Below are 23,765 nucleotides of genomic sequence, written 5' to 3'. Positions count from 1 at the left end.
CGTCAGCTGCAGAACGACTCGACCAGCGCCGCCACCGCGGCGGGCTGGTCGTGGTGCAGCATGTGGCCGGCATCGTCGACTACCTCTTCACGGAAATCGCGGAAGGCGCGGAAGCGCTCCTTGAACTCGGCGATGGTCTGCTTGTGGGCGATATGGCGTAGCGTGTCCGAGTCGCGCGCTTCCACGTGCAGCACCGGCGCGCTGACCTGCTCCCAGATCGCCATCACTTCGTCGACCCGGTACAGCATCGGGTTGACCAGCTTGTGCGCGGGATCGCCCAGGATCTCCCAGCGGCCGTCGGCGTTCTGGCGCGACCAGTGCGCGGCGAGGAAGGCGGCGCGGTCGTCCGGCAGGCGCGGGTTGGTCTTCTGCAGGCGTGCGGCGACACCCTCCACGCTGTCATACGTCTTCAGTCCGGCACCGGCGCGCAGTTCGTCGAGCCAGCGCGCATAGCGCCTGGGCGCGTGCTGCGGCCGCGTCGCCGTCATGCCGAAGCCCTCCAGGTCCACCACGCGGCGCACGCGCTCGGGGCGGATGCCGGCGTACAGGCAGATCACGTTGGCGCCCATGCTGTGGCCGACCAGGTCGACTTGCCCTTCGGACTGGTAATGGTCGAGCAGCGCCTCCAGGTCGGCGATGTAGTCGGCAAACCAGTACGACTGCGTGCCCGGATAGCGCGTGGGCCAGTCGGTCTCGCCAAACCCGCGCCAGTCCGGCGCGATCACGTGCCAGTCGCCACGCAGGTGGTCGACCAGGAACTGGAACGACGCGGCCACATCCATCCAGCCATGCAGCATGAACAGCTTGCGCGCGCCCGGCGTGCCCCAGTGGCGCACGTGGTAGCGCAGCCCGCGCAACGTGATAAATTCAGACCGCGAGGTTTCCTTGATTGTCATTGTCTCCACCCTTGCGTCGGGGTCTTCCTGCCGCTGACTGCGGCGCCGCGGGGGTGGCAGGGGAAGCCCGAACAAAATAGAACGATCGTTCGCTTGCGGGCATTATAGCGCCGGGCGGACCTACAGGAGACCTTGGATGGCCGCAGCTGCCTTGCCGGCAAGCCGGCGCGACGATTACCGCGCCCTGTACGAATCCTTCCGCTGGGAAATCCCCCCGCAGTTCAATATCGCCGAGGCCTGCTGCGGACGCTGGGCGCGCGATCCGGCCACCATGGACCGCATCGCCGTCTACACCGAGCACGAGGACGGCCGCCGCAATGCCCATACCTTCGCCTACATCCAGGCCGAGGCCAACCGGCTCTCGGCGGCGCTGCGCGCGCTCGGCGTGGCGCGCGGCGACCGCGTCGCGATCGTGATGCCGCAGCGGATCGAGACCGTGATCGCGCATATGGCGATCTACCAGCTCGGTGCGATCGCGATGCCGCTGTCGATGCTGTTCGGGCCCGAGGCGCTGGCCTACCGCATTGCGCACAGCGAAGCCAACGTTGCCATCGCCGACGAGACCTCGATCGACAACGTGCTGGCCGCGCGCCCGGAATGCCCGACGCTGGCCGCCGTGATCGCCGCAGGCGACGCGCACGGGCGCGGCGACCACGACTGGGACGTGCTGCTGGCCGCGCAACTGCCCACCTTCACCGCCGAGCAGACCAAGGCCGACGAGGCCGCGGTGCTGATCTACACCAGCGGCACCACCGGCCCGCCCAAGGGCGCGCTGATCCCGCACCGCGCGCTGATCGGCAACCTGACCGGCTTCGTCTGCTCGCAGAACTGGTATCCGCAGGATAACGACGTGTTCTGGAGCCCCGCCGACTGGGCCTGGACCGGCGGCCTGTGGGATGCATTGATGCCGGCGCTGTACTTCGGCAAGCCGATCGTAGGCTACCAGGGGCGCTTCTCCGCCGAGCGCGCCTTCGAGCTGCTGGAGCGCTACGCCGTCACCAGCACCTTCCTGTTCCCGACCGCGCTCAAGCAGATGATGAAGGCCTGCCCCGAGCCGCAGCAGTGCTATGCGATCAAGCTGCGCGCGCTGATGAGTGCCGGCGAGGCGGTGGGCGAGACCGTGTTCGGCTGGTGCCGCGACGCGCTGGGCGTGATCGTCAACGAGATGTTCGGCCAGACCGAGATCAACTACATCGTCGGCAACTGCACCGCGCAGTACGACGATGAACGGCTGGGCTGGCCGGCGCGGCCGGGCTCGATGGGACGCCCCTACCCCGGCCACCGCGTGCAGGTGATCGACGACGAAGGCCGGCCCTGCCCGCCAGGCGAGGATGGCGAGGTCGCGGTGTGCGCGACCGATATCGCCGGGCATCCGGATCCGGTGTTCTTTCTCGGCTACTGGAAGAACGAGGCCGCGACCGAAGCCAAGTACGTCGAGCGCGACGGCCTGCGCTGGTGCCGCACCGGCGACCTGGCGCGCATCGATGCCGATGGCTATCTCTGGTACCAGGGGCGTGCGGACGATGTCTTCAAGTCCTCGGGCTACCGCATCGGGCCGAGCGAGATCGAGAACTGCCTGCTCAAGCATCCGGCGGTATCCAACTGCGCCGTGGTGCCCTCGCCCGATCCCGAGCGCGGCGCGGTGGTCAAGGCCTTCGTGGTGCTGACGCCTGCGGTGGCGCGCTCGTTCGATGGCGATGCGGCGCTGGTGGCGGAATTACAGGCGCATGTGCGTGGGCAGCTCGCGCCGTATGAATATCCGAAGGCGATCGAGTTTATCGACCAGTTGCCGATGACGACGACGGGCAAGATCCAGCGGCGGGTGTTGCGGCTGCTGGAAGAGGAGCGCGCCGAGCAGCGGCGGCAGTCGGCTTAGCCGGCAGACGCCTCCAGCCACGCCAGCTCGGCCTCGTCGAAGCCCGCCGCCCGGCGGGCTTCGAGATTGAACGGCCCGCGCAGCTTCGGCGCACGGTACTGCTCAGCCAGCTTTGCATAAGTCCCGACCGGCTCCAGCCCGCGCTGCGCGCACAGCCAGCGATACCAGTGATTGCCGATCGCCACGTGCCCGACCTCATCGCGCAGGATGATGTCGATGATGGCCGCGGCGGCATGGTCGCCCGCCCCCGCCAGCCTGGCGCGCACCGGCGGCGAGGCATCGAGCCCGCGCGCTTCCAAAGTGCGCGGCACGAGCGCCATGCGCGCCAGCACGTCGCCCGCGGTCTTGTCGGTCATCTCCCACAGGCTGTTGTGCGCCGGGAAATCGCCATAGGCCGCGCCCAGCGTGCCGAGGTGGTCGGCCAGCAGCGTGAAGTGGTACGCCTCTTCATCGGCCACGCGCAACCAGTCGCGGTAGTAGGCGGACGGCATGCCGGCAAAGCGCCATGCCGCGTCGAGCGCCAGGTTGATCGCGTTGAATTCGATATGGCACAGCGCGTGGATCATCGCCGCGCGGCCGGCGGCGGTATGGAGCGAGCGGCGCCGCTCGACGCCCTGCGGCGCCACCAACGGCGGCCGCTCGGGACGGCCCGGGATGCGGCCGGCGTCTTCGGCCTCGATCGCCTCGTCCGGGCGCAGCGCCTCATCTGGCAGCGCCATTGCCTGCCGATACAGCGCCCGCGCCGCCGCGGCCTTGGCGCGCGCATCCTTCATGCACAGCACCGCCAGCGCCTGGCGGCGTGGCGAAAGTGATGGATCAGGCAAAGCGACGGCGGGTGTTTTTTCTGGCATGGGCGTAAAATCCGGACTGCCGCCATTGTAGGGCCTCGCCGGCACCCGTCGCCGCGCAGTCCCGTGGCGCCTCGCGCGCGAGGCATCGAGCCCACTGCCGCGCCCCCCGGCGCCCGCCTCGACCCTTTAAAGTCCGGCGGCAACCCCCATTTCAACAAAAGCCTTTCGTGCAGGAGACCCCATGGCGCTTTACCAACTCGGCGACGTCAAGCCCAATATCGACAGCGATGCCTACGTGGCCCCCGAAGCCACCGTCATCGGCAACGTGACCCTCAAGTCCCGCGCCAGCGCCTGGCCCGGTGTCGTGATCCGCGGCGACAACGAACCGATCGTGGTAGGCCAGGACACCAATATCCAGGAGGGCTCCGTGCTACACACCGATCCGGGCTGCCCGCTGACCCTGGGCGACAAGGTCTCGATCGGCCACCAGGCCATGCTGCACGGCTGCACCGTCGGCGAAGGCTCGCTGATCGGCATCCAGGCCGTGGTGCTGAACCGCGCCGTGATCGGCAAGGAGTGCCTGGTCGGCGCCGGCGCCGTGGTCACCGAGGGCAAGGTCTTCCCGGACCGCTCGCTGATCCTGGGCGCGCCGGCCAAGGTGGTGCGCCAGCTGACCGACGAAGACGTCGCCAACCTGTACCGCAACGCCGAGACCTACGCCACGCGTCAGGCCTTGTACAAGCAACAGCTCAAGCGGATCGGCTGAACCCAGTCCAGCGCCCCGCGGCAGCACTAACCGAAGCATCGACCGACATTGTGACCGATACCACCACCCCCGACACCCTGCAGAAGTTCCTGTTCGACGCGGCCCCCGTGCGCGGCGAGCTGGTGCGCATGGAAGCCACCTGGCAAGAAGTGCTGGGCCGCCACACCTACCCCGCCCCGGTCCGCCGGCTGCTGGGCGAGATGATGGCCGCCGCCGCGCTGCTGTCGGCCAACCTGAAGTTCAACGGCGCGCTGGTGATGCAGCTGCACGGCGACGGCCCGGTGCGCATGCTGGTGGTGGAGTGCCTGTCCGACCTGTCGATGCGCGCCACCGCCAAGCTGGCGGAAGGTGCCGAGATTGCCGACGACGCCACGCTGGCCGACATGGTCCACGCCCACGGCCACGGCCGCTTCGCCATCACGCTGGACCCGAAGGACAAGCTGCCGGGGCAGCAGCCGTACCAGGGCATCGTGCCGCTGGCCGACGCCCACGGCCCGCTGGCCTCGATCAGCGCGGTGCTGGAGCACTACATGCATGCCTCCGAGCAGCTCGACACGCGCCTGTGGCTGGCCGCGGACGACCACGTCGCCGCCGGCATGCTGTTGCAGAAGCTGCCTGCCTACGGTGGCACCGCGGAAGTCGGCGAAACCGGCGCGCCGCTGGCCAGCCACGCGCGTGCGCAGGACCTGGACACCTGGGACCGCGCCGTGCAACTGGGCACCACGCTCAAGGCCGACGAACTGCTGGCCGAGACCCCTGACACGCTGCTGCGCCGCCTGTTCTGGGAAGACCTGCAGGATGCCGGCCTGCGCGTGTTTGAGCCGCTGACGCCGCATTTTCACTGCTCGTGCTCTCGCCCCAAGGTGGCGGGCATGCTGCAGTCGCTGGGCCAGGACGAGATCGACAGCATCATCGCCGAGCGCGGCAATGTCGAGATCCATTGCGATTTCTGCGGCCAGCGCTACGAGTTCGACCCGGTCGACTGCGCCCAGCTGTTCTCGGCCACCCACATCGCCACCGGCGCCGGTGCCGGCGCGCACCAGCACCACTGAGCGCGGGCGCGCACGACGGCGGAACATCAGGAAGGTGCGGGGCGGCGCAACGGAAACATCCACTGCGCCGCCCGGTCCAACGGCTGTACGATTGCAGTACCTAGCTGCAGTACCTAGCGCGCCTGAGAACCACCATGTCCGCCCGTGCCTCCCACCCCCTGCAGGATTCCGGCGCCACCACCGCGACCGCCTCGCGCGGCAGGCTGCGTGGCGCTTGCTCCCTGGCGCTGGCCGGCGCCATGCTGCTGGCCGGCGGCTGCGCGGAATTGCCACGCGACGCCAACGGCTCGCCGCCGACGGCGCGGCTCGCGCCCAACACCATTCCGCCCGCCCGGCTGACGGCTGAACAGCGGCAGAAACTCGATACGCTCAACCAGGAAGTGCTGCGCGAACAGGCGGACGCCATCGCGCGCCAACAGCAGGCTGAGGCGTATGCGCGCGCGGCGTACCCCAACACGAACTGGAGCCTGTTCTACGGCGGATGGGGTGGCTGGGGCGGTGGCGTCAGCGTCGGCATGCCCGGCTACTGGGGCGGCTGGGGCTATCCGTACTGGTGGTGACGGCAGCGGGCGCAATGCCACTGCCTGGGTGTGCTTGTGAAGACGGCGGGCTCTCAGGCGCCCGCTCAGTGGCGCGCCATGCCGGCCGCGGAGTTCGGCGGCGGCGGCAGCGGGGGCGTGGCGCTGACCTTGGGTGCCGGCGCGACGAACTGTACGAACACCTCGCCTTCCTTCACCATGCCCAGCTCATAGCGGGCCCGTTCCTCGATGGCGCCGGTGCCGTCCTGCAGGTCGGCGACTTCCCCTTCCAGCTTGGCGTTACGCAGCTTGAGCGTCTGGTTGCGGGTGCCCTGCTCGGTCAGCTGCCGGTTCAGGTCCCAGACACGCAGCCAGCCACCCTTGCCCAGCCAGAGCGGATACTGGATCGCAAGCAGCAGCACGAACAACAGCAGCGAGATCAGACGCATGAAAGGTTGCGGACAAGAAATTCCGCACAATGATCTGCGAACTCAGGCCGGAAGGCAATTGCCAGGCAGATTTCGATACAAAAACGGCGGCCGGAGATCAATCCGTACCGCCGCCCTTTGCGAACCAGTACGTCATTCCCGCGCGGGCGGGAATGACGACCACAGGCCTTAGCGCAGGTTGTAGAACGCGCTCTTGCCCGGGTAGCTGGCGATATCACCCAGGTCTTCCTCGATGCGCAGCAGCTGGTTGTACTTGGCGATGCGGTCCGAGCGCGACAGCGAACCGGTCTTGATCTGGCCGGCGTTGGTGCCCACGGCGATGTCGGCAATGGTGCTGTCTTCGGTTTCGCCCGAGCGATGCGAGATCACGGCGGTGTAGCCGGCGCGCTTGGCCATCTCGATGGCGGCAAACGTTTCGGTCAGCGTGCCGATCTGGTTGATCTTGATCAGGATCGAGTTGCCGATGCCCTTCTCGATGCCTTCCTTCAGGATCTTGGTGTTGGTAACGAACAGGTCGTCGCCCACCAGCTGCACGCGCTCGCCCAGCTTCTCGGTCAGCGTCTTCCAGCCGTCCCAGTCGCCTTCGGCCATGCCGTCCTCGATCGACACGATCGGGAACTTGTCGCACAGGTTGGCCAGGTAGTCGGCGAACTGCGTCGACGACAGCTTCAGGCCTTCGCCCTCCAGCTGGTACACGCCCTCGCCTTCGTGGTAGAACTCGCTGGCGGCGCAGTCCAGCGCCAGCAGCACGTCTTCACCAGCGCGGTAGCCGGCCTTCTCGATGGCCTGCACCACGGTGTTCAGGCACTCTTCATTGGACGAGAAGTTCGGGGCGAAGCCGCCTTCGTCGCCCACCGCGGTGGACATGCCCTTGTCGGCCAGGATCTTCTTCAGCGCGTGGAAGATCTCGGCGCCGCAACGCAGGGCTTCGCGGAAGCTGGTCTGCGACACCGGCATGATCATGAATTCCTGGATATCCAGGCTGTTGTTGGCGTGTGCACCACCGTTGACGATGTTCATCATCGGCACCGGCAGCTGCATCGCGCCCGAGCCGCCGAAGTAGCGGTACAGCGGCAGGCCGGCTTCTTCAGCGGCGGCCTTGGCCACTGCCATCGACACGGCCAGCATGGCGTTAGCGCCCAAGCGGCCCTTGTTCTCGGTGCCGTCGAGGTCGATCAGGGTGCGGTCCAGGAAGGCCTGCTCGGAGGCGTCCAGGCCCATGATGGCTTCGGAGATTTCGGTGTTGATGTGCTCGACGGCCTTCAGCACGCCCTTGCCCAGGTAGCGGCTCTTGTCGCCGTCACGCAGTTCGATGGCTTCGCGCGAACCGGTGGAGGCGCCCGACGGCACGGCCGCACGGCCCATCACGCCGGATTCCAGCAGCACGTCGCATTCGACGGTGGGGTTGCCGCGCGAGTCGAGAACCTCGCGACCGATGATATCTACGATTGCACTCATGAATTCCTCTCTGACTGTTGATTCTTGCTGCTGCTGATTACTTCAACCTGTCCGCGTGGCAGGCGCATGCCATGCCTGCGGCCCGGCCTCAACCGATCTCAGGCCGCGCCTTCCACCACGATCATGTTCATCTTTGCCGCATGCTCGCGCGCCTTGCGGGCGGCGCGATAGGCTTCGCCGTCATGGAACGACTTGGCGGCGTCATAGCTGGGGAATTTCAGCACCACGACGCGCGTCGGCGCCCACTCGCCCTCCAGCGGCTCGGTCTTGCCGCCGCGTACCAGCACCTCGGCGCCATGGATCTGCATGGCCTTGCTCGAGAGCACCTTGTACTCCTCGTACTGCTGGGGGTCGGTCACGTCGACGTAGGCGATGATATAGCCCGCGGCCATGAAGTATCTCCCGATTTTTTGTATTGTCTTTCGATATGGTTTGTCACCACCGGCATTGCGGTGGTGACAAAACCGGGCCTGCTCAGGTGCAGGCCGGCCAGCCGAAATTGTCTTCCAGGAAGCCGGCGCGCTTGACCAGCGTGTCCAGGTCCTTGAGCATGGCCAGCAGTTCCTTCATGCGCGACAGCGGCACCGCGTTGGGGCCATCGGACATGGCCTTGCTCGGGTCCGGGTGCGTTTCCATGAAGAGGCCCGCCACGCCGGTGGCGACGGCGGCGCGCGACAGCACTGGCACGAACTCGCGCTGGCCGCCCGAACTGGTGCCCTGGCCGCCCGGCAGCTGCACCGAGTGGGTGGCGTCGAACACCACCGGAGCACCGGTCTCGCGCATGATCGCCAGCGAGCGCATGTCGGACACCAGGTTGTTGTAGCCGAACGAGACACCGCGTTCGCAGGCCATGAAGACGTCATCGGGCAGGCCGGCTTCGCGCGCGGCATCGCGGGCCTTGTCGATCACGTTCTTCATGTCGTGCGGCGCCAGGAACTGGCCCTTCTTGATGTTCACCGGCTTGCCGCTCTGGGCGCAGGCACGGATGAAATCAGTCTGGCGGCACAGGAAGGCCGGCGTCTGCAGCACGTCCACCACGGCGGCGACGGGCTTGATCTCGTCGATCTCGTGGATGTCGGTCAGCACCGGTACGCCGATCTCGCGCTTGACGGTCGCCAGGATCTCCAGGCCCTTTTCCATGCCCAGGCCGCGAAACGACTTGCCCGAGGAACGGTTGGCCTTGTCGAACGACGACTTGTAGATGAACGGGATACCCAGTTCAGCGGTGATGGCCTTGAGCTCGCCGGCCGTATCCAGCGCCATCTGCTCGGACTCGATCACGCACGGACCGGCGATCAGGAAGAACGGCTTGTCGAGGCCGGCCTCGAATCCACAGAGTTTCATGACAGTCTCCTGCTTGCCGCCGGGCCTCAGGCGCCCTTGCGCTGCTGGCTGGCCAGCGCGGCTTCGACGTAGGCCTTGAACAGCGGGTGGCCATCGCGCGGGGTCGAGGTGAATTCCGGGTGGAACTGCACGCCGACGAACCAGGGGTGCATCGACTCGGGCAGCTCCATCATTTCCGGCAGGTTCTCGGTCGGCGTGCGGGCCGAGATCACCATGCCGGCCTTTTCCAGCGTCGGCACGTAGTGGTTGTTGACCTCGTAGCGGTGACGGTGGCGTTCGTTGACCTCGGCGCCGTAGATGGTGCCGGCCTTGGTGCCTTCTTTGACCGGCACGCGCTGGGCGCCCAGGCGCATGGTGCCGCCCAGGTCGGAATCGGCCGAGCGCTGCTCGACCTTGCCTTCGCGGTCCACCCACTCGGTGATCAGCGCGACCACCGGGTGCTCGGTTTCGAGGTTGAACTCGGTCGAGTTGGCGTCACCCATGCCGGCCAGGTGGCGGGCAAACTCGATCACAGCCAGCTGCATGCCCAGGCAGATGCCCAGGTACGGGATCTTGTTCTCGCGGGCGTACTGGATCGCGCGGATCTTGCCTTCCGTGCCGCGCTTGCCGAAGCCGCCCGGCACCAGGATGGCGTCCAGCGGGGCCAGCACTTCGAGGTGCCCCGATTCCAGCTCTTCGGAATCGATGTACTCGATGTTGACGCGCGTGGCGGTGTGCATGCCGGCGTGGCGCAGCGCCTCGATCAGCGACTTGTACGACTCGGTCAGGTCGACGTACTTGCCGACCATGCCGATGGTGATTTCGTGCTCGGGATTTTCCTGCGCTTTGACCAGCTTCTGCCACATCGACAGGTCGGCCGGCCTCGGATCCAGGCGCAGCTCCTCGCAGATCAGGCGGTCCAGGCCCTGCTCGTTGAGCATCTGCGGGATCTTGTAGATGCTGTCCGCGTCCCACACCGAAATCACGGCGTCTTGCGGGATATTGGCGAACAGCGAGATCTTGGCGCGCTCGTCGTCCGGGATCGGGCGGTCGGCGCGGCACAGCAGCGCGGTCGGCGAGATGCCGATTTCACGCAGCTTCTGCACCGAGTGCTGGGTCGGCTTGGTCTTCAGCTCGCCGGCGCTGGCGATGAACGGCACCAGCGTCAGGTGCACGAAGGCGCAGTGGTTGCGGCCCATGCGCAGGCTCATCTGGCGCGCGGCTTCCAGGAACGGCAGAGACTCGATGTCACCCACGGTCCCGCCGATTTCCACCAGCGCAACGTCGGCCTTGCCGTCGTGCGACGCGGCCGCGCCCTTCTCGATGAAGGCCTGGATCTCGTTGGTGATATGCGGGATCACCTGCACGGTCTTGCCCAGGTATTCGCCGCGGCGCTCCTTGCGGATCACCGATTCGTAGATCTGGCCGGTGGTGAAGTTGTTCGACTTGCGCATCTTGGCCGAGACGAAACGCTCGTAGTGGCCGAGATCCAGGTCGGTTTCCGCACCGTCTTCCGTGACAAACACCTCACCATGCTGGAAGGGGCTCATCGTGCCGGGATCGACGTTGATGTAGGGATCTAGCTTGAGGAGGGTGACTTTGAGGCCGCGCGACTCAAGAATGGCCGCGAGCGAGGCAGCAGCGATGCCCTTGCCGAGAGAAGAGACGACGCCACCGGTGACGAAGACGAATTTGGTCATAAACCGAGCTTGCCGGGGAAATCGGGATTATACATGAGAGCCCGATCCCCGCCGACCCGGAAATTGTGACATCGCCCCTCTTCAGCGGGGCTGCGGCGGGGTTGCAAACGGCCGCAAACGGGGGTTCAGCCGTCCTGCGGCGCATGCGCCGCCTGGGGGGGGCAGCGTCCGTCGCGGCGCATCGCCCCGATCAGGTCCTGTACCAGCTGCGCGGTTTCCAGCGGCCGCTCCATCGGGTACAGGTGGCCGCCCTCGATAAAGCGCAGGTTCGGCCCCACCAGCTTGCGGGTAGCCCCCAACCCGGCCTGGCGGACTTCGCGCGAGCGCGTGCCGGCGACGAATCCCACCGGCACCGGCGCGCCGCGCGACACCTTGCGCCCCAGGCCGGTGGGCAGCGTGCGGTAGATCCAGTACTCGACTTCGCGATTGAAGCGCAACCGGCGCTCCTTGTCCTTGCCGGTGGGCTCGGTGCCGTGGATGGCGTAGTCGCGCAGCACTTCCTCGTCCCACACCGCGAAGTTCGGCTTGGAGCGGAAGTGCTCCCACACCGCCTCGGCATCGGGCCAGTGGGTGCGGCGGTTCCTGGTCACCGCGGCCGGACCCGGTTTCTCGTCCACGCCCAGCCATTGCGCGGTCTTCAGCAACGAAGCGCGCCAGCCGGCGATGATCGGCGAATCCAGCATCACCACGCCGCGCACCTGCCCGGGGCGGCGCAGCGCCGCCATCAGCGACAGGAAGCCGCCCAGCGAATGCCCCACCAGCCAGACCGGCTCATGGTACTGGCGGTCGATCTCGCCCAGCAGCTCCTCCACCAGGTGCGGCCAGCCGCGCGTGACCGGGAACTGGGGCTTGTGTCCATAGCGGTCCACCGCGCGGAACTCGAAGTCGTCTTCCAGCTCCGCGAACAGCTTGCGGTAGGTGGTCACCGGGAAGCCGTTGGCATGGGAAAAATGGATGATCTCGCGCATCGCCGCTCCGCCGCCTATTCCTGGGTGCGCGCAGGATTGCGCCTGGCGCGTACCGGCTGGCCCCAGCAGTCCGGCTCGCCGGCGCGCGCCAGTGGGAATTCCGCCGGCTCGGTGGGATTCCATTCCGGGTTCTGGATCTCGCCGAAGACCTGGCGCAGGCGGTGCCCCCAGGTGTCGCGGATCATGCGGAAGTAGGTGTTGCGCTCGTCGATGTTGACGAAGCGCGTGACGCGCAGCGAATCGGCTTCGTAGACCAGCAGGTCCAGCGGCAGCCCGACCGAGATATTGGACTTGAGGGTCGAGTCCATCGAGATCAGCGCGCATTTGGCGGCCTCGCCCAGCGGCAGCGACGGGTGCACCACGCGGTCGATGATGGGCTTGCCGTACTTGGCCTCGCCGATCTGGAAGTAGCAGTTCTCGGGCGTGGCCTCGACAAAGTTGCCGGCCGCGTAGATGTTGAACAGCCGCACCCGCTCGCCGCGGATCTGGCCGCCGAAGACCAGGCTGACATTGAATTCGATGCCGGCGTCGCGCAATGCGTGCGCATCGCGCTTGTGCACCTGGCGCACGGCCTCGCCGACGATGGAGGCGGCCTCGAACATGTCGCGCGCGGTCCACAGCGAACGCTTCTCGTCATGGTTCTCGGCCAGGATCTGGCGCACCGACTGGCTGATGGCCAGGTTGCCGGCGGTCAGCAGCACCATCACGCGGTCGCCGGGTTCCTCGAACACCGTCATCTTGCGCGCCGTCGAAATGGCGTCTACTCCGGCATTGGTGCGGGAGTCGGACAGGAATACCAGGCCGGCATCCAGCCGCATGGCTACACAATACGTCATGGTCTTGTTGTGTTGTTCTTCACGGCGGCCCCTGAAGGGTTCGACGGGGGCCGGTGGGCTGCATTACCCCGGATTCTAGCGCCGGTGCCTCGGCATCGGGCCCTGTCTGGAATCAAGCACCTAATTGGCGCAACTGCGCTCAGTCCTCGGCCGGAAGTGGCGTGATACTGACATTTACCTCCAGCGTTTCGCCGGAGCCTCCCTCAAGAATGCCCCGGACTGGTGCGGCGGACTGGTAGTCGCGCCCCACCGCAAGGCGCACATGGCGCTCATCGGTCACGCATCCGTGCGTGACGTCAATACTGCACCACAGTTCGCGTTCGGCATCCAGGCTTACATCCGCCCAGGCATGGCTCGCCATTTCGGTGGCGGCCGGATCGTAGAAGTATCCGCTCACATAGCGCGCCGGGATGCCCAGCGCCCGGCACGCCGCCACCATCACCTGCGCCTGGTCCTGGCACACGCCGCTGCCCAGGCTGAAGGCCTCGGCCGCCGAGGTGCCGACATCGGTGGTATTGGGCTTGTAGCGCACCCGCTCGGCAATGCCCTGGGCCAGCGCCAGCAGCGCCGGGATGTCATGGCCGGCGGTCAGGAACGGCGCGGCGAACGCCTGCATTTCCGGTGGCGCCGTGGTCAGCGGCGTGCTGCCGAGGAAGTACAGCGGCGACACCCGCGACTCGCCGGGGGGCGGCACATCGTAGAACGCGTGATGGCCGTCGCGGTCGAGGTCGCCATGCGGCGGCAGGACTTCCACCTCGCCGCTGGCCTCGATGGAGATGGTGCTGGTGGGCCCGGCGACGGTGAAGTTGTGCACGATATTGCCGAAGCCGTCGCGTGCCGCCGACGGGTTGCCGGGCGTGGCCAGTTGCCAGCGGTGCACGGTCTGCAGCGGGCCCGAGCGCGGCTCGAGCCGCACCTCGTGCACGCTGCGGCGCACCGGCTCGGCGTAGCGGTAGACAGTATGGTGGTGGATCTTGTATTTCACGGTATCAGGGCGCGGCGCGGCGGCGGCAGCACATGGTGGCGCCGCCGGCAGGCCCACGTCAGGCCGCCTGCAGCGGCACAAGGAAGTCCCGGCTGATGCCATTGCCGAGATCGCCGATGCGCTCCAGGAAGCTGGTCAGGTACGCATGCAGGCCGACGGCAAAGATATCGTCGATCCGCGCGTACTTCAGGTCGGCGTGGAGTTTACCAGCCTGGCGCTCGGTTTCCGCCGACTGCTGGTTGTGCACCGTGCCGAGGATCGCCACCACCTCGTCCATGCTCGATACTAGCGAGCGCGGCATGTCCGGACGCAGGATCAGCAGCTCGGCCACGCGCTGCGGCGTGATCACCGCACGATAGACCTTGCGGTAGACCTCGAAGCCCGATACCGAGCGCAGCACCGCGGCCCAGTGGTAGAAGTCGTTCTGGTCGCGGCTGGGGTCGCGGTGAACGTCGCTGTCGTCGCTGGCCGAGGCCTGGAACTTGACGTCGAGGATCCGCGCGGTGTTGTCGGCGCGCTCCAGGAAGGTGCCCAGCCGCATGAAGTGGAAGGCGTCATCCTTGAGCATGGTGCCGAACTGCACGCCGCGCGCCAGGTGCGAGCGGAACTTGACCCACTCGAAGAACGCCGACGGGTCCTCCTTCAACACGCCGTCTGCGATCATGCGCTGCACCTCCAGCCAGGTGGTGTTGACCGTCTCCCATACCTCGGTGGTCAGCGAGCCGCGCACCGCGCGCGCATTCTCGCGCGCCGCGCGCAGGCAACTCATGATCGACGAGGCGTTGGTCATGTCGCGCACCATGAAGTCGATCACGTCGTCGCGCGACAGCAGCCCGTACTTGTGGTCGAAGGCTTGCGTCAGCTCGGAGATATCGAGCATGGCCCACCAGCCCTGCTCGGCCACCTCGGCCGATTGCGGCAACAGCGAGGTCTGATAGTTGACGTCGAGCATGCGGGCGGTGTTCTCCGCGCGCTCGGTATAGCGGGCCATCCAGAACAGGTGGTCGGCGGTACGGCTCAGCATATCGACTCTCCTCGCATGGCGGCGGCAGTGTTCATCACGTGGTTGGTTGTCGTCGTCATCGTTCCAGCACCCAGGTATCCTTGGTGCCGCCCCCTTGCGAGGAATTGACCACCAGCGAGCCTTCGCGCAGCGCCACGCGGGTCAGCCCGCCGGGCACCATGCGCACTTCCTTGCCCGACAGCACGAACGGCCGCAGGTCGATATGGCGCGGCGCGATGCCGGCCTCCACATAGGTCGGGCAGGTCGACAGCGCCAGCGTCGGCTGCGCGATGTACTGCTCCGGCCGCGACTTCACCACCTCGCGGAAAGCGTCGATCTCCGCGCGCGTGGCGGCCGGCCCCACCAGCATGCCGTAGCCGCCGGCACCGTGGGTTTCCTTCACCACCAGTTCGTCCATGTGGTCCAGCACGTACTGCAGGTCGTCCGGGCGCCGGCACATATAGGTCGGCACGTTGCTGAGGATGGCCTCCTCGCCCAGGTAGAAGCGGATCATGTCCGGCACGTACGGATAGATCGACTTGTCGTCGGCCACGCCGGTTCCGATCGCATTGCAGATGGTCACGTTGCCGGCACGGTAGACCGACAGCAGCCCCGCCGCGCCCAGCGCGGAATCGGGCCGGAACACCAGCGGATCGAGGAAGTCGTCGTCGACGCGGCGGTAGATCACGTCGATGCGCTGCGGGCCCTGCGTGGTGCGCATGAACAGGTGGTCGTCCTCGACGAAGAGGTCGCTGCCTTCCACCAGCTCCACCCCCATCTGCTGTGCCAGGAAGGCATGCTCGAAGTAGGCCGAGTTGTACATGCCGGGGGTCAGCACCACCACGGTGGGATCGGCGATGGCCTGCGGCGAGACGCCACGCAGCATGTCGAGCAGCAGGTCCGGGTAGTGCGCCACCGGCGCCACACGGTTGCGAGCGAACAAGTCCGGGAACAACCGCATCATCATCTTGCGGTTTTCCAGCATGTACGACACGCCCGAAGGCACGCGCAGGTTGTCTTCCAGCACGTAGAACTCGCCCTCGCCGGCGCGCACCACGTCGATGCCGGCCACATGGGCGTAGATGTCGCGCGGCACGTCGACGCCGAGCATCTCGGGCCGGTACTGGGCGTTGTTGTAGATCTGGTCGGGCGGGATCACGCCGGCGCGGATGATGTCCTGGCCGTGGTAGATGTCGTGGATAAAGCGGTTCAGCGCCGCCACGCGCTGGCGCAGGCCTTTTTCCAGCAGCGCCCACTCGCTGGCCGGGAAGATGCGCGGGATCACGTCGAACGGGATGGTGCGCTCGGTGCCGCTGTTGGCTTCGTCCTTGTCGCCGTAGACGGCAAAGGTAATCCCCACGCGCCGGAAGATCAGGTCCGCCTCTGCGCGCTTGTTGTCCATGGTGCTTTCAGACTGCCGCGCCAGCCAGTCCGCGAAATGCCGGTAGTGTTGACGCACCGCACTTTCGGGCAATGCCTGTCCTGCCTGGATGACCTTGGGCGCCCCGTCGGTGCGCCAGTCCAGCATCTCGTCGAAATACCGCCCCGCCATGATGGCCGTTCCTCCATGTCGCGGGCTTCCGGTGCCGCCACTTCCTCGCTGCTACCGGCGCCCTGGTTTTGCCCTGGCTGTCCTGCCCCAAGCCCGCCGCCGCTGCCCGTTCGGGGGTGCCGCGGCGATGCTGTCGAGTCACTGGCCCTTTCAGCATACTTGTGCCGGCGAAAGCCGCAAGCTGGCAGACGCTGGCCGGCACGGAAAGTGAACTAGCAAGATGTCTGCCAGCGCACGTAAAAAACGGCCGCCAGCGAGGCTGGCGGCCGTTTGGAGCCCGGGAGGATCGGTGCGGCGCTCAGCGCGTCGCGCCGGCGCCCTGCGCTGTGTTGGCCTGCAGAATCGTGTCCACCAGCGCCTCGGGGGACTGGCGGATATCGAGCACCAGCGCGTCGCGCGGTTCCTCGAGGGTATCGAGCTGGCTCTGCAGCAGGTCCGGGTTAAAGAAGTGCTCGGTACGCTCGGACAGGCGCTGGCCGATCAGCGACGCATCGCCCTTCATGAAGACGAAGGTCACGCCGCCGTCGGGCGGCGTCAGCCGGTCACGGTACACCTGGCGCAGCGCCGAGCAGGTGAACACGTGCGTGCGGCCTTCGGCGCGAGCCGCGTCGATGGCCGCACGCATCGCCGCCAGCCAGGGCCAGCGGTCCTCGTCGGTGAGCGGGATGCCTGCGTGCATCTTGGCCTTGTTGGCTTCACTGTGGAACGCGTCGGCGTCTTGGAAGCCGCAGCCAAGGCGCTGCGCCAGCATCTGGCCGACCGTGGTCTTGCCGCTGCCGGAAACGCCCATCAGGATATAGATCATGTCTGCTCCGTCGGTCTTGGTATCGGATGGTGTGGCCATCCTTGTCGGTCCTTGTCCAGCCTGACGTCCTTGCGGCGACGCAAAGGCGTCCGGGGGCGCTGCCGCCCCGCTGGAAACTTCAGGGGGAAAAATCGGCCTCTGGCCTGGCTATTGTGCGACGGTTTGCTCCGCGGCGGCAGGCTTGCTGCCGCTTGCGCCGGCTTTGGCAACCGCGGCGGCATCCGCCTCGGACAGGTCGAGTGCGCTGCCGCCCTCTTCCGCGATGCGGGCATGGCGCCGGAACAGGCCGAACAAGCCCCGCCCCAGGCTGAACTGCGCAAAATCGTCGGCCGGCGCCGCGGCCAGCTCCCGCGCCGCGAACGCCGCCTCGTCGCCCAGCCATTGCAGCGTGCCGGCAACGGCGTCCACGCGAACGCGGTCGCCGTCGCGCACGCGCGCCAGCGGACCACCGGCGAGCGCTTCCGGACCGACGTGGATCACCGCCGGCACCTTGCCCGACGCGCCGGACATGCGGCCGTCGGTCACCAGCGCCACCTTGTGGCCGGCGTCCTGCAGCGCGCCCAGCACGGGCGTCAGCCGGTGCAACTCGGGCATGCCGTTGGCGTTGGGGCCCTGGAAGCGGACCACCGCGACCACGTCGCCGGTCAGCTCGCCGGCATCGAAGGCAGCCTGCAGCCCTTCCTGCGCATCGAACACCCGCACCGGCGCCTCGACCACGCGGTGCTCCGGCGCGACCGCGGACACCTTGATCACGCCGCGGCCCAGGTTGCCCTGCATCAGCCGCAGCCCGCCCTCGGGCGAGAACGGCGCCGCGGCGCTGGCCACCACCTGCTCGTCGCCGGTTTGCGCCGCGCCGTCGCGCCAGCGCAGCACGCCGTCGGTCATCACCGGCTCCTGCGTGTAGCGCGCCAGGCCGGGGCCGGCCACGGTCTGCACGTCCTCGTGCAGCAGCCCGGCCTGCAACAGCTCGCGAATGACCAGGCCGGCGCCGCCGGCGGCGTGGAAGTGGTTCACGTCAGCCGAGCCGTTCGGGTAGACGCGCGCCAGCAGCGGCGTGATGCGCGACAGGCGATCGAAGTCGTTCCAGTCGATCACGATCCCGGCCGCGCGCGCCATCGCCACCAGGTGGATGGTGTGGTTGGTGGAGCCGCCGGTGGCCAGCAGGCCGACCATCGCGTTGGCGATCGCGTGCTCGTCGACGATGCGCGCCAGCGGCAGGTATTGGTCGCCACGCGCACGCAGTTCGATGGCCCGCTGCGCCGCGGCGGCCGTCAGCGCGTCGCGCAGGCCGCTGTCCGGGTGCACGAAGGCCGCGCCCGGCAGGTGCAGGCCCATGATTTCCATCAGGAACTGGTTGCTGTTGGCGGTGCCGTAGAAGGTGCAGGTGCCGGCGCCGTGGTAGGCCTGGCATTCGGCCTCGAGCAGCGCGTCGCGGCCCACCTGGCCGGTGGCATAGAGCTGGCGCACGCGCGCCTTTTCCTTGTTGGACAGGCCGGTGGCCATCGGCCCCGCCGGCACGAACACCATCGGCAGGTGGCCGAACTGGAGTGCGCCCATCAGCAGGCCCGGCACGATCTTGTCGCATACGCCCAGCATCAGCGCCGCGTCAAAGGTGTTGTGCGACAGTGCGACCGCGGTGCCCATGGCGATCGCGTCGCGCGAGAACAGCGACAGCTCCATGCCCGGATTGCCTTGCGTGATGCCGTCGCACATCGCCGGCACGCCGCCTGCCACCTGCGCCACCGCACCGACCGCGCGCGCCGCTTCGCGGATCACGCCGGGATAGCGCTCGTAGGGCTGGTGCGCCGACAGCATGTCGTTGTAGGCGGTGACGATGCCCAGGTTGGGCGCATGATCGACGCGCAGCTTGAGCTTGTCATTGGCCGGCAGCGCGGCAAAGCCATGGGCCAGGTTAGCGCATGACATGCCGCGCAGCGGACCCAGCTCGGCCTGCGCGCGCTCGCAGCGGGCAAGGTAGGCGGCGCGGCTGGCGCGGCTGCGTTCGACGATTTGTTCGGTGACGGCCAGAAGCTCGGCATGGACGGCGATGGGCATGGCGGAGACGTTCCTTGTGGGCTTGGCGACGGCGCAGCATGCGCTGTGCCAGCGTATGTAGAATTTCTACATTATACCGATCGAGAGCGTGCCGTCGACGGGGTCATGCGTCACAATTGCACATCTTCACACGGAGAATGCACGGAATACGGGCAAACCCCGACTGCGCACCATGCCGGGTTTCGGGCAAGATTTCGCGCCAATCCATGTAGAATATCTACATATCTCCTACCCGCTTGCTAACACCCCGCCGCCATGCGCGACCGAATCCTTGCCGTCTACGACACGCTCCGCCCTTCCGAACGCCGCCTGGCGGACTACGTCGCCAGGCACGGCGCCGCCGTGATCCGGCTGTCGATGCCCGAGCTGGCCGAGCGCGCCGGCGTGTCGCAGCCGACCATCGCGCGCTTCTGCGCGGCGCTGGGGTATGACGGCTTTCGCGAATTCAAGCTGCAGTTTGCGCAAAACGTCGGCGGCGGCACGCCCTTCGTGCACCAGGACGTGGAGGCGCACGACCGCCCTGCCGATATCGCCGGCAAAGTCTTCGACCGCACCATCGCCACGCTGATGAGTGTGCGCAATGCGCTGTCGGCCGACCAGATCGAACATGGCATCCAACTGCTGGCCAGCGCGCGCCGCATCGAGTTCTATGGCTGCGGCAACTCCGGCATCGTCGCGCTGGATATCCAGCACAAGTTCTTCCGCCTGGGCATGCCGACCGTGGCCTACTCCGACCCGCACGTGTTCAGCATGTCGGCAGCGCTGCTCGGCCCTGGCGACGTGGCCGTGCTGGTCTCGAACAGCGGCCGCACCTGGGACATGCTGACCGCCGCCACGCTGGCGCGCAGCAGCGGCGCCAGCGTGCTGGCCATCACCCACAGTGGCTCGCCGCTGGCGCGGCTGGCCGACGTGTGCGTGTTCTCGGACGTCGAGGAAGACAGCGAGGTCTATACGCCGATGACCTCGCGCATCAGCCACCTGGTGCTGGGCGACGTGCTGGCCGCCGGCGTGGCGCTGGAGCGCGCGGATACGGTCGCGGCCGGCCTGCAGCGCGCCAAGGCGCATCTGCGCGAACGGCGCATCGCCGGCGCCGAGCCGGCACGGGCGGTACCGCCCGCCAAAGGCCGCGCAAGGCCGGCGACTGCGCCCACGGAAGACCCGGCAGATCCGGCTGCCGCAGCGCCACCACGCAAGCGCGATACCGCGCAGCCCACTACCCGCACGCGCCGCGGCAAGGCCGGCTGACCGGCTAGCGCGGCGCCAGCGGCCGCGCCCGCCAGTAGCGTGGCTCAGCCTGCCGAAATATGGACAGCACATAGCCCGCCGGCGACGTCGTCATGGTCACCGCCCCGGTTTCGTCGGTGCGATAGCGCAGGATGCCGGCGCGGCCGTAGCGCTCCCACACGTCTGCCTGCGGGTGGCGATAGCGGTTGGCATAGCCGAGCTGGAACACCGCCGCGTGCGGTCGCACCGCGTCCAGCCAGGCCGCACCGGAGGACGTGCCGCTGCCATGGTGCGCTACCACCAGCACGTCGGCTCGCAACGCGGCGCCAGGCTCGCGCTCGATCAACGCGCGCTCTTCCGCCAGTCCGATATCGCCGGTCAGCAGCAGGCTGTGCCGCGCCGTGTCCACGCGCAGCACACAGCTGCGCGCATTGCTGGCGACCACGGCACGCTGAGCATGCCCGGCAAGCGGATGCAGCACCGCGAAGCGCACGCCGTCCCACGCCCATTGCTGGCCTGCCGCACACGGCCCACAGTCCTCGCGCTCTGGCCCGAGCAGCGCGTGCCCTGCCGGCGCCCCGGTGCTGCGCGCGACCACCGCCACCGCAGCGGACACGTCCGCCACACCGCCAGCATGGTCGGCATCCTCATGGCTGACCATCAGGTGATCGAGCCGCCCAATGCCCGCGCCGCGCAACAGCGGCACGACCACCTGCGCCCCGGCACTCGATCCCGATGCATAGCCGGGTCCGGCGTCGTACAGCAGCGCATGCGAGCGCGTCTGCACCAGCACGGCGGTGCCCTGCCCCACGTCCAGCACCACCGCCCGAAACTCGCCATGCGGCACCGGCGGGCCGCGTGCCAGCACCATCGGCAACATCAGCAGGCCGCCGTGCAGGCGCACCCGAGCCGTCGCGGCCGGCGCAACCAGCAGTGCCACGCCCATCGCCGCCAGCAGCAGCACAGGTCCGGCGCTGGCCGCCTCCCACATCGCCCACTGCAAGGCGGACAGCCACGCCAGCGCCGCAGCCAGCCACACCATTGCCTGGTGCGCGACCACCAGCACGGGCACGGCAAGCGCCAGCGGCAAGGCCGCCGCCAGCAGGGACAGTGGCGTCACCAGCAGGCTCACGACCGGGATCGCCACCGCATTGGCGAACGGGGATACCACCGACACCTGCCGGAACAGCAGCAGCGTCAGCGGCACCAGCCCGATGGTCACGGCCCATTGGGTGTGCGCCGCGGCGGCCAGCGTCGCCCGCAAGCGTTGCCAACGTCCATCCTGCACGGCATCGCGCCCGGGCCGCGCGGCGAAGAAGATCACCGCCACCGCACCAAAGGACAGCCAGAAGCCCGGCGACATCACCGCCCACGGATCCAGCAGCAACGCCACCAGCGCCGCCCAGGCCAGCACCACCGATGCCGGCGGCGCGCGTGCGCCCCAGACCGCAATCGCCGCCACGCACAGCATCGCCACAGTTCGCAGCGCCGGAATCTGCATGCCGGCCAGCAGCCCATAAGTCAGCGCACTGGCCACCGCAGCCACCAGCGCCGCCTGACGGGCCGGCAGCCACAGCGGCAACGGCCGGCGCAGCCAGCGGCCGAGACCGAACGAGTGCCGCCACAACAGCGCCGCCGCCGACGCCACCATGCCGGCAATCATGGTGATATGCAGCCCCGAGATGGCGACCAGGTGGCTGATGCCCGTGCGCCGGAACAGCGGCCAGTCGTCGGCCTCGATGCCGCGCTGGTCGCCGATCACCAGCGCGACTAGCACGGCGCCGAAGCGGGCATCGGGTGGCAGTGCCGCGCGCAGGTGGTCGCGCATGGCGGCGCGTTGGGCTTCGATGCGCCATGCGAGGCGTTCGCCGGTCGCATCCTGCGGCGGCCCTTGCGCGCGGCGCACATAGCCGGTGGCGCCATAGCCCAGCGCCAGCAGCCAGTAGGCGTAGTCGAAGCCAAAGGGATTAGCGAGCCCGCGCGGACGCCGCAGGCGTACGGTCAGCGTGAAGCGTTGCCCCGGGCGCAGGTCGGGCGGCGCGCCGCGCCAGTTGACGATCAGGCGGGTGGGCAATTGCACGTTTGCTCCGGCATGCTCGACGGTGAAGGCAAAGCGGGTCCCGGCAGCGGTCCCCGCCGGCAGGCCAGACACCACGCCGCGCACGTCGAGATCGCGCGATTCCAGCGTCGCGGGCAGCCAGTCGCGCATGCGCAGGTCAGCGCGCCAGGCGGTCCAACTGAACGCGGCGGCGAATGCCAGGCTGGCGAGCGCCAGGCTGCGAAGTGCGGGATGCAGCCGCCAGCCACGCATGATCATGCCGATAGCGAGCAGTGCTAGCACGAGTGCGGTCGCGCGCAAGGCATGCGGCGCCGGCAGCTTGCCTGCTGCTGCAGTGTCCAGCATCCTGCGACGAAGGCCAGCACGAATCTGCGCACCACCATGCTCCTGTGTGTTTCGCACAGTGAGGGTTGTACCGCCGCGGCGGGGCTGGATGGTTGTCAGGCTGTCAGGAGGGAGTGAAGATGTGTGACTGGCATCTGTATGGCATGCCAGTGATCGGGATGTGGTGAGGCACTTTACTTCCAGCGCCTGCCCTCACCCCCGGCCCTACTCCCGCAGGCGGGAGAGGGGAGCAAACCACCGGCTTGCGATGGGCTCCCTGCGCTTCAGCCCAATCGCGGCGCCATGCTCTCGGCAAACGCCGACAGCCGCGGCAACGCGTCCACGGCATTGCGCCATGTCGCCTGCGCCAGCGTGGGCGCATCGATGCCGCGCAGCTCGCCCATCACGCGCGCCACGCCCGCAACCTCCGCCGGCGTATTACGGAACTTGTGCTGCTCGCCGAACTGGTCGTCCGACAGCCATGCCGGGGCAATGTCGGGCGCATCGGTTTCCAGCACCAGCGCCTCCAGCGGCAACTCCGCCGCCAGCCGGCGGATCTGCCGCGCGCGGCTGAACGTGACGTTGCCGCCAAAGCCCAGCTTCATCCCCTGCTCGACAAAACGCCGCGCCTGCTCGTTGCTGCCGTTGAACGCATGCGCAATGCCGCGCTTGACGCCCAGCTTGCGCAGTTGCGCGCCGACCTGGTCCTGCGACTTGCGCACATGCAGCAGCACCGGCAGGTCGAACTCGCGCGCGATCTTCAGTTGCTCGGCATAGAGCCAGGTCTGGTGTTCGGCATCGAGCCCGGCCACGAAGAAATCGAGCCCGATCTCGCCGATGCCGACAAAACGCGGATCGCCCATGCTGGCCGCAACTTCGCGCCGCAGCGTGTCCACATCGGCCTGGCCCGCCCCGGGCGAGCACAGCGGGTGGATGCCGAGCGCATAGACGCAGCGCGCATCCTGCCGCGACAGCGCGCGCACGGCCTCGAAATTCCACACCGCCACCGCCGGCACCACGATGCCGCGCACACCGGCGGCTTCGGCCGCATCGGCCACCTGGCGGCGGTCGGCGTCGAACTCGCTGGCGTCGAGGTGGCAATGGGTGTCGATCCACATGGGCGGG

At 68.0% G+C, this 23,765-nt stretch carries 21 protein-coding genes; 5 read left to right on the top strand and 16 right to left on the bottom strand.

All coding sequences use genetic code 11. The features are described from left to right. Nucleotides 1–2 precede the first annotated feature (2 nt). Nucleotides 3–896, bottom strand: a complete 894-nt coding sequence (locus ABNX08_RS05695; RefSeq protein WP_022534202.1) for an alpha/beta fold hydrolase — start codon at nucleotides 894–896, stop codon at nucleotides 3–5. Nucleotides 897–1,032: 136 nt separating this feature from the next. Between ABNX08_RS05695 and ABNX08_RS05690 the strand changes: the two genes are divergently transcribed. Beyond that, nucleotides 1,033–2,772 (top strand): acyl-CoA synthetase, encoded by a 1,740-nt coding sequence (locus ABNX08_RS05690; RefSeq protein ID WP_022534201.1) that lies wholly within the window; start codon nucleotides 1,033–1,035, stop codon nucleotides 2,770–2,772. Here the strand turns inward: ABNX08_RS05690 and ABNX08_RS05685 are convergent. Next, a complete protein-coding gene (locus ABNX08_RS05685; protein WP_041680975.1) occupies nucleotides 2,769–3,623 on the bottom strand; it encodes a ferritin-like domain-containing protein in 855 nt (284 codons plus the stop codon). The two genes, ABNX08_RS05690 and ABNX08_RS05685, sit on opposite strands and share 4 nt — an antisense overlap. A 181-nt stretch (nucleotides 3,624–3,804) precedes the next feature. Between ABNX08_RS05685 and ABNX08_RS05680 the strand changes: the two genes are divergently transcribed. The 3 genes from ABNX08_RS05680 to ABNX08_RS05670 all read left to right on the top strand — a co-directional run bounded on the left by ABNX08_RS05680 (nucleotide 3,805) and on the right by ABNX08_RS05670 (nucleotide 5,941). Further along, entirely contained in the window at nucleotides 3,805–4,329 is a 525-nt protein-coding gene (locus ABNX08_RS05680; RefSeq protein WP_022534199.1) for a gamma carbonic anhydrase family protein, read from the top strand. A gap of 50 nt (nucleotides 4,330–4,379) precedes the next feature. Beyond that, nucleotides 4,380–5,381: an Hsp33 family molecular chaperone HslO gene (locus ABNX08_RS05675; RefSeq protein ID WP_022534198.1), complete on the top strand. Its 1,002-nt coding sequence runs from the start codon at nucleotides 4,380–4,382 to the stop codon at nucleotides 5,379–5,381. Nucleotides 5,382–5,515: 134 nt separating this feature from the next. Then, nucleotides 5,516–5,941, top strand: coding sequence for a hypothetical protein (locus tag ABNX08_RS05670; protein ID WP_022534197.1), 426 nt, complete (start codon nucleotides 5,516–5,518; stop codon nucleotides 5,939–5,941). A 65-nt stretch (nucleotides 5,942–6,006) separates the two neighbouring features. Here ABNX08_RS05670 and ftsB read toward each other — a convergent pair whose 3' ends face one another. The 12 genes from ftsB to edd all read right to left on the bottom strand — a co-directional run bounded on the left by ftsB (nucleotide 6,007) and on the right by edd (nucleotide 19,033). Beyond that, on the bottom strand, nucleotides 6,007–6,348 hold the full coding sequence (gene ftsB, locus ABNX08_RS05665) for a cell division protein FtsB (protein ID WP_022534196.1): 342 nt from the start codon (nucleotides 6,346–6,348) through the stop codon (nucleotides 6,007–6,009). Nucleotides 6,349–6,516: 168 nt separating this feature from the next. After that, nucleotides 6,517–7,806 carry a phosphopyruvate hydratase gene (gene eno, locus ABNX08_RS05660; protein ID WP_022534195.1) on the bottom strand — a complete coding sequence of 430 codons (1,290 nt, stop codon included), beginning with the start codon at nucleotides 7,804–7,806 and terminating at the stop codon, nucleotides 6,517–6,519. Nucleotides 7,807–7,904: 98 nt separating this feature from the next. Beyond that, nucleotides 7,905–8,198, bottom strand: coding sequence for a DUF1330 domain-containing protein (locus ABNX08_RS05655; protein ID WP_349609409.1), 294 nt, complete (start codon nucleotides 8,196–8,198; stop codon nucleotides 7,905–7,907). An 82-nt stretch (nucleotides 8,199–8,280) separates the two neighbouring features. Further along, entirely contained in the window at nucleotides 8,281–9,150 is an 870-nt protein-coding gene (gene kdsA / locus ABNX08_RS05650; RefSeq protein ID WP_022534193.1) for a 3-deoxy-8-phosphooctulonate synthase, read from the bottom strand. Between the two features lie 26 nt (nucleotides 9,151–9,176). Continuing rightward, nucleotides 9,177–10,829, bottom strand: a complete 1,653-nt coding sequence (locus ABNX08_RS05645) for a CTP synthase (RefSeq protein WP_349609411.1) — start codon at nucleotides 10,827–10,829, stop codon at nucleotides 9,177–9,179. 125 nt (nucleotides 10,830–10,954) lie between these two features. Further along, the gene (locus ABNX08_RS05640) at nucleotides 10,955–11,797 is read right to left on the bottom strand and encodes an alpha/beta fold hydrolase (protein ID WP_022534191.1); all 843 of its coding nucleotides are present in this window, start codon (nucleotides 11,795–11,797) and stop codon (nucleotides 10,955–10,957) included. Between the two features lie 14 nt (nucleotides 11,798–11,811). Beyond that, nucleotides 11,812–12,633 carry a proteasome-type protease gene (locus tag ABNX08_RS05635; RefSeq protein ID WP_022534190.1) on the bottom strand — a complete coding sequence of 274 codons (822 nt, stop codon included), beginning with the start codon at nucleotides 12,631–12,633 and terminating at the stop codon, nucleotides 11,812–11,814. A 139-nt stretch (nucleotides 12,634–12,772) separates the two neighbouring features. Then, entirely contained in the window at nucleotides 12,773–13,618 is an 846-nt protein-coding gene (locus ABNX08_RS05630) for a transglutaminase family protein (RefSeq protein ID WP_041681290.1), read from the bottom strand. Nucleotides 13,619–13,676: 58 nt separating this feature from the next. Further along, on the bottom strand, nucleotides 13,677–14,642 hold the full coding sequence (locus ABNX08_RS05625; protein WP_022534188.1) for an alpha-E domain-containing protein: 966 nt from the start codon (nucleotides 14,640–14,642) through the stop codon (nucleotides 13,677–13,679). A gap of 55 nt (nucleotides 14,643–14,697) precedes the next feature. Then, entirely contained in the window at nucleotides 14,698–16,173 is a 1,476-nt protein-coding gene (locus ABNX08_RS05620; RefSeq protein WP_022534187.1) for a circularly permuted type 2 ATP-grasp protein, read from the bottom strand. Between the two features lie 298 nt (nucleotides 16,174–16,471). Further along, a complete protein-coding gene (locus tag ABNX08_RS05615; RefSeq protein ID WP_041680974.1) occupies nucleotides 16,472–16,978 on the bottom strand; it encodes a gluconokinase in 507 nt (168 codons plus the stop codon). Nucleotides 16,979–17,125: 147 nt separating this feature from the next. Then, complete coding sequence (edd, locus tag ABNX08_RS05610; protein WP_022534185.1) at nucleotides 17,126–19,033, bottom strand: phosphogluconate dehydratase; 1,908 nt, start codon at nucleotides 19,031–19,033, stop codon at nucleotides 17,126–17,128. A 255-nt stretch (nucleotides 19,034–19,288) separates the two neighbouring features. Between edd and ABNX08_RS05605 the strand changes: the two genes are divergently transcribed. Beyond that, the gene (locus tag ABNX08_RS05605) at nucleotides 19,289–20,278 is read left to right on the top strand and encodes a MurR/RpiR family transcriptional regulator (RefSeq protein ID WP_022534184.1); all 990 of its coding nucleotides are present in this window, start codon (nucleotides 19,289–19,291) and stop codon (nucleotides 20,276–20,278) included. Nucleotides 20,279–20,282: 4 nt separating this feature from the next. Here the strand turns inward: ABNX08_RS05605 and ABNX08_RS05600 are convergent, their stop codons facing one another. Together ABNX08_RS05600 and ABNX08_RS05595 are read right to left on the bottom strand one after the other, a co-directional pair. Further along, nucleotides 20,283–22,661 (bottom strand): DNA internalization-related competence protein ComEC/Rec2, encoded by a 2,379-nt coding sequence (locus tag ABNX08_RS05600; RefSeq protein ID WP_349609415.1) that lies wholly within the window; start codon nucleotides 22,659–22,661, stop codon nucleotides 20,283–20,285. A gap of 263 nt (nucleotides 22,662–22,924) precedes the next feature. Continuing rightward, a complete protein-coding gene (locus ABNX08_RS05595) occupies nucleotides 22,925–23,758 on the bottom strand; it encodes a TatD family hydrolase (RefSeq protein ID WP_022534182.1) in 834 nt (277 codons plus the stop codon). Nucleotides 23,759–23,765 lie beyond the last annotated feature (7 nt).

Origin of the sequence: Cupriavidus sp. DF5525 (assembly GCF_040149425.2) — a bacterium.
In the GTDB taxonomy this organism is placed as follows: domain Bacteria; phylum Pseudomonadota; class Gammaproteobacteria; order Burkholderiales; family Burkholderiaceae; genus Cupriavidus; species Cupriavidus pickettii_A.
This window is presented reverse-complemented; position numbering and strand designations above follow the sequence as displayed.

Excerpts from the sequence above, each read along its gene's own strand:
- ABNX08_RS05615 (WP_041680974.1), bottom strand. The coding sequence starts at position 16,978 with ATGATCTATATCCTGATGGGCGTTTCCGGCAGCGGCAAGACCACGGTC.
- ftsB (WP_022534196.1), bottom strand. The coding sequence starts at position 6,348 with ATGCGTCTGATCTCGCTGCTGTTGTTCGTGCTGCTGCTTGCGATCCAG.
- ABNX08_RS05655 (WP_349609409.1), bottom strand. The coding sequence starts at position 8,198 with ATGGCCGCGGGCTATATCATCGCCTACGTCGACGTGACCGACCCCCAG.
- ABNX08_RS05690 (WP_022534201.1), top strand. The coding sequence starts at position 1,033 with ATGGCCGCAGCTGCCTTGCCGGCAAGCCGGCGCGACGATTACCGCGCC.
- ABNX08_RS05595 (WP_022534182.1), bottom strand. The coding sequence starts at position 23,758 with ATGTGGATCGACACCCATTGCCACCTCGACGCCAGCGAGTTCGACGCC.
- eno (WP_022534195.1), bottom strand. The coding sequence starts at position 7,806 with ATGAGTGCAATCGTAGATATCATCGGTCGCGAGGTTCTCGACTCGCGC.
- ABNX08_RS05625 (WP_022534188.1), bottom strand. The coding sequence starts at position 14,642 with ATGCTGAGCCGTACCGCCGACCACCTGTTCTGGATGGCCCGCTATACC.
- ABNX08_RS05680 (WP_022534199.1), top strand. The coding sequence starts at position 3,805 with ATGGCGCTTTACCAACTCGGCGACGTCAAGCCCAATATCGACAGCGAT.
- ABNX08_RS05640 (WP_022534191.1), bottom strand. The coding sequence starts at position 11,797 with ATGCGCGAGATCATCCATTTTTCCCATGCCAACGGCTTCCCGGTGACC.
- edd (WP_022534185.1), bottom strand. The coding sequence starts at position 19,033 with ATGCCCATCGCCGTCCATGCCGAGCTTCTGGCCGTCACCGAACAAATC.
- ABNX08_RS05685 (WP_041680975.1), bottom strand. The coding sequence starts at position 3,623 with ATGCCAGAAAAAACACCCGCCGTCGCTTTGCCTGATCCATCACTTTCG.
- ABNX08_RS05620 (WP_022534187.1), bottom strand. The coding sequence starts at position 16,173 with ATGGCGGGGCGGTATTTCGACGAGATGCTGGACTGGCGCACCGACGGG.
- ABNX08_RS05695 (WP_022534202.1), bottom strand. The coding sequence starts at position 896 with ATGACAATCAAGGAAACCTCGCGGTCTGAATTTATCACGTTGCGCGGG.
- ABNX08_RS05605 (WP_022534184.1), top strand. The coding sequence starts at position 19,289 with ATGCGCGACCGAATCCTTGCCGTCTACGACACGCTCCGCCCTTCCGAA.
- ABNX08_RS05635 (WP_022534190.1), bottom strand. The coding sequence starts at position 12,633 with ATGACGTATTGTGTAGCCATGCGGCTGGATGCCGGCCTGGTATTCCTG.
- ABNX08_RS05645 (WP_349609411.1), bottom strand. The coding sequence starts at position 10,829 with ATGACCAAATTCGTCTTCGTCACCGGTGGCGTCGTCTCTTCTCTCGGC.
- ABNX08_RS05670 (WP_022534197.1), top strand. The coding sequence starts at position 5,516 with ATGTCCGCCCGTGCCTCCCACCCCCTGCAGGATTCCGGCGCCACCACC.
- ABNX08_RS05600 (WP_349609415.1), bottom strand. The coding sequence starts at position 22,661 with ATGCTGGACACTGCAGCAGCAGGCAAGCTGCCGGCGCCGCATGCCTTG.
- kdsA (WP_022534193.1), bottom strand. The coding sequence starts at position 9,150 with ATGAAACTCTGTGGATTCGAGGCCGGCCTCGACAAGCCGTTCTTCCTG.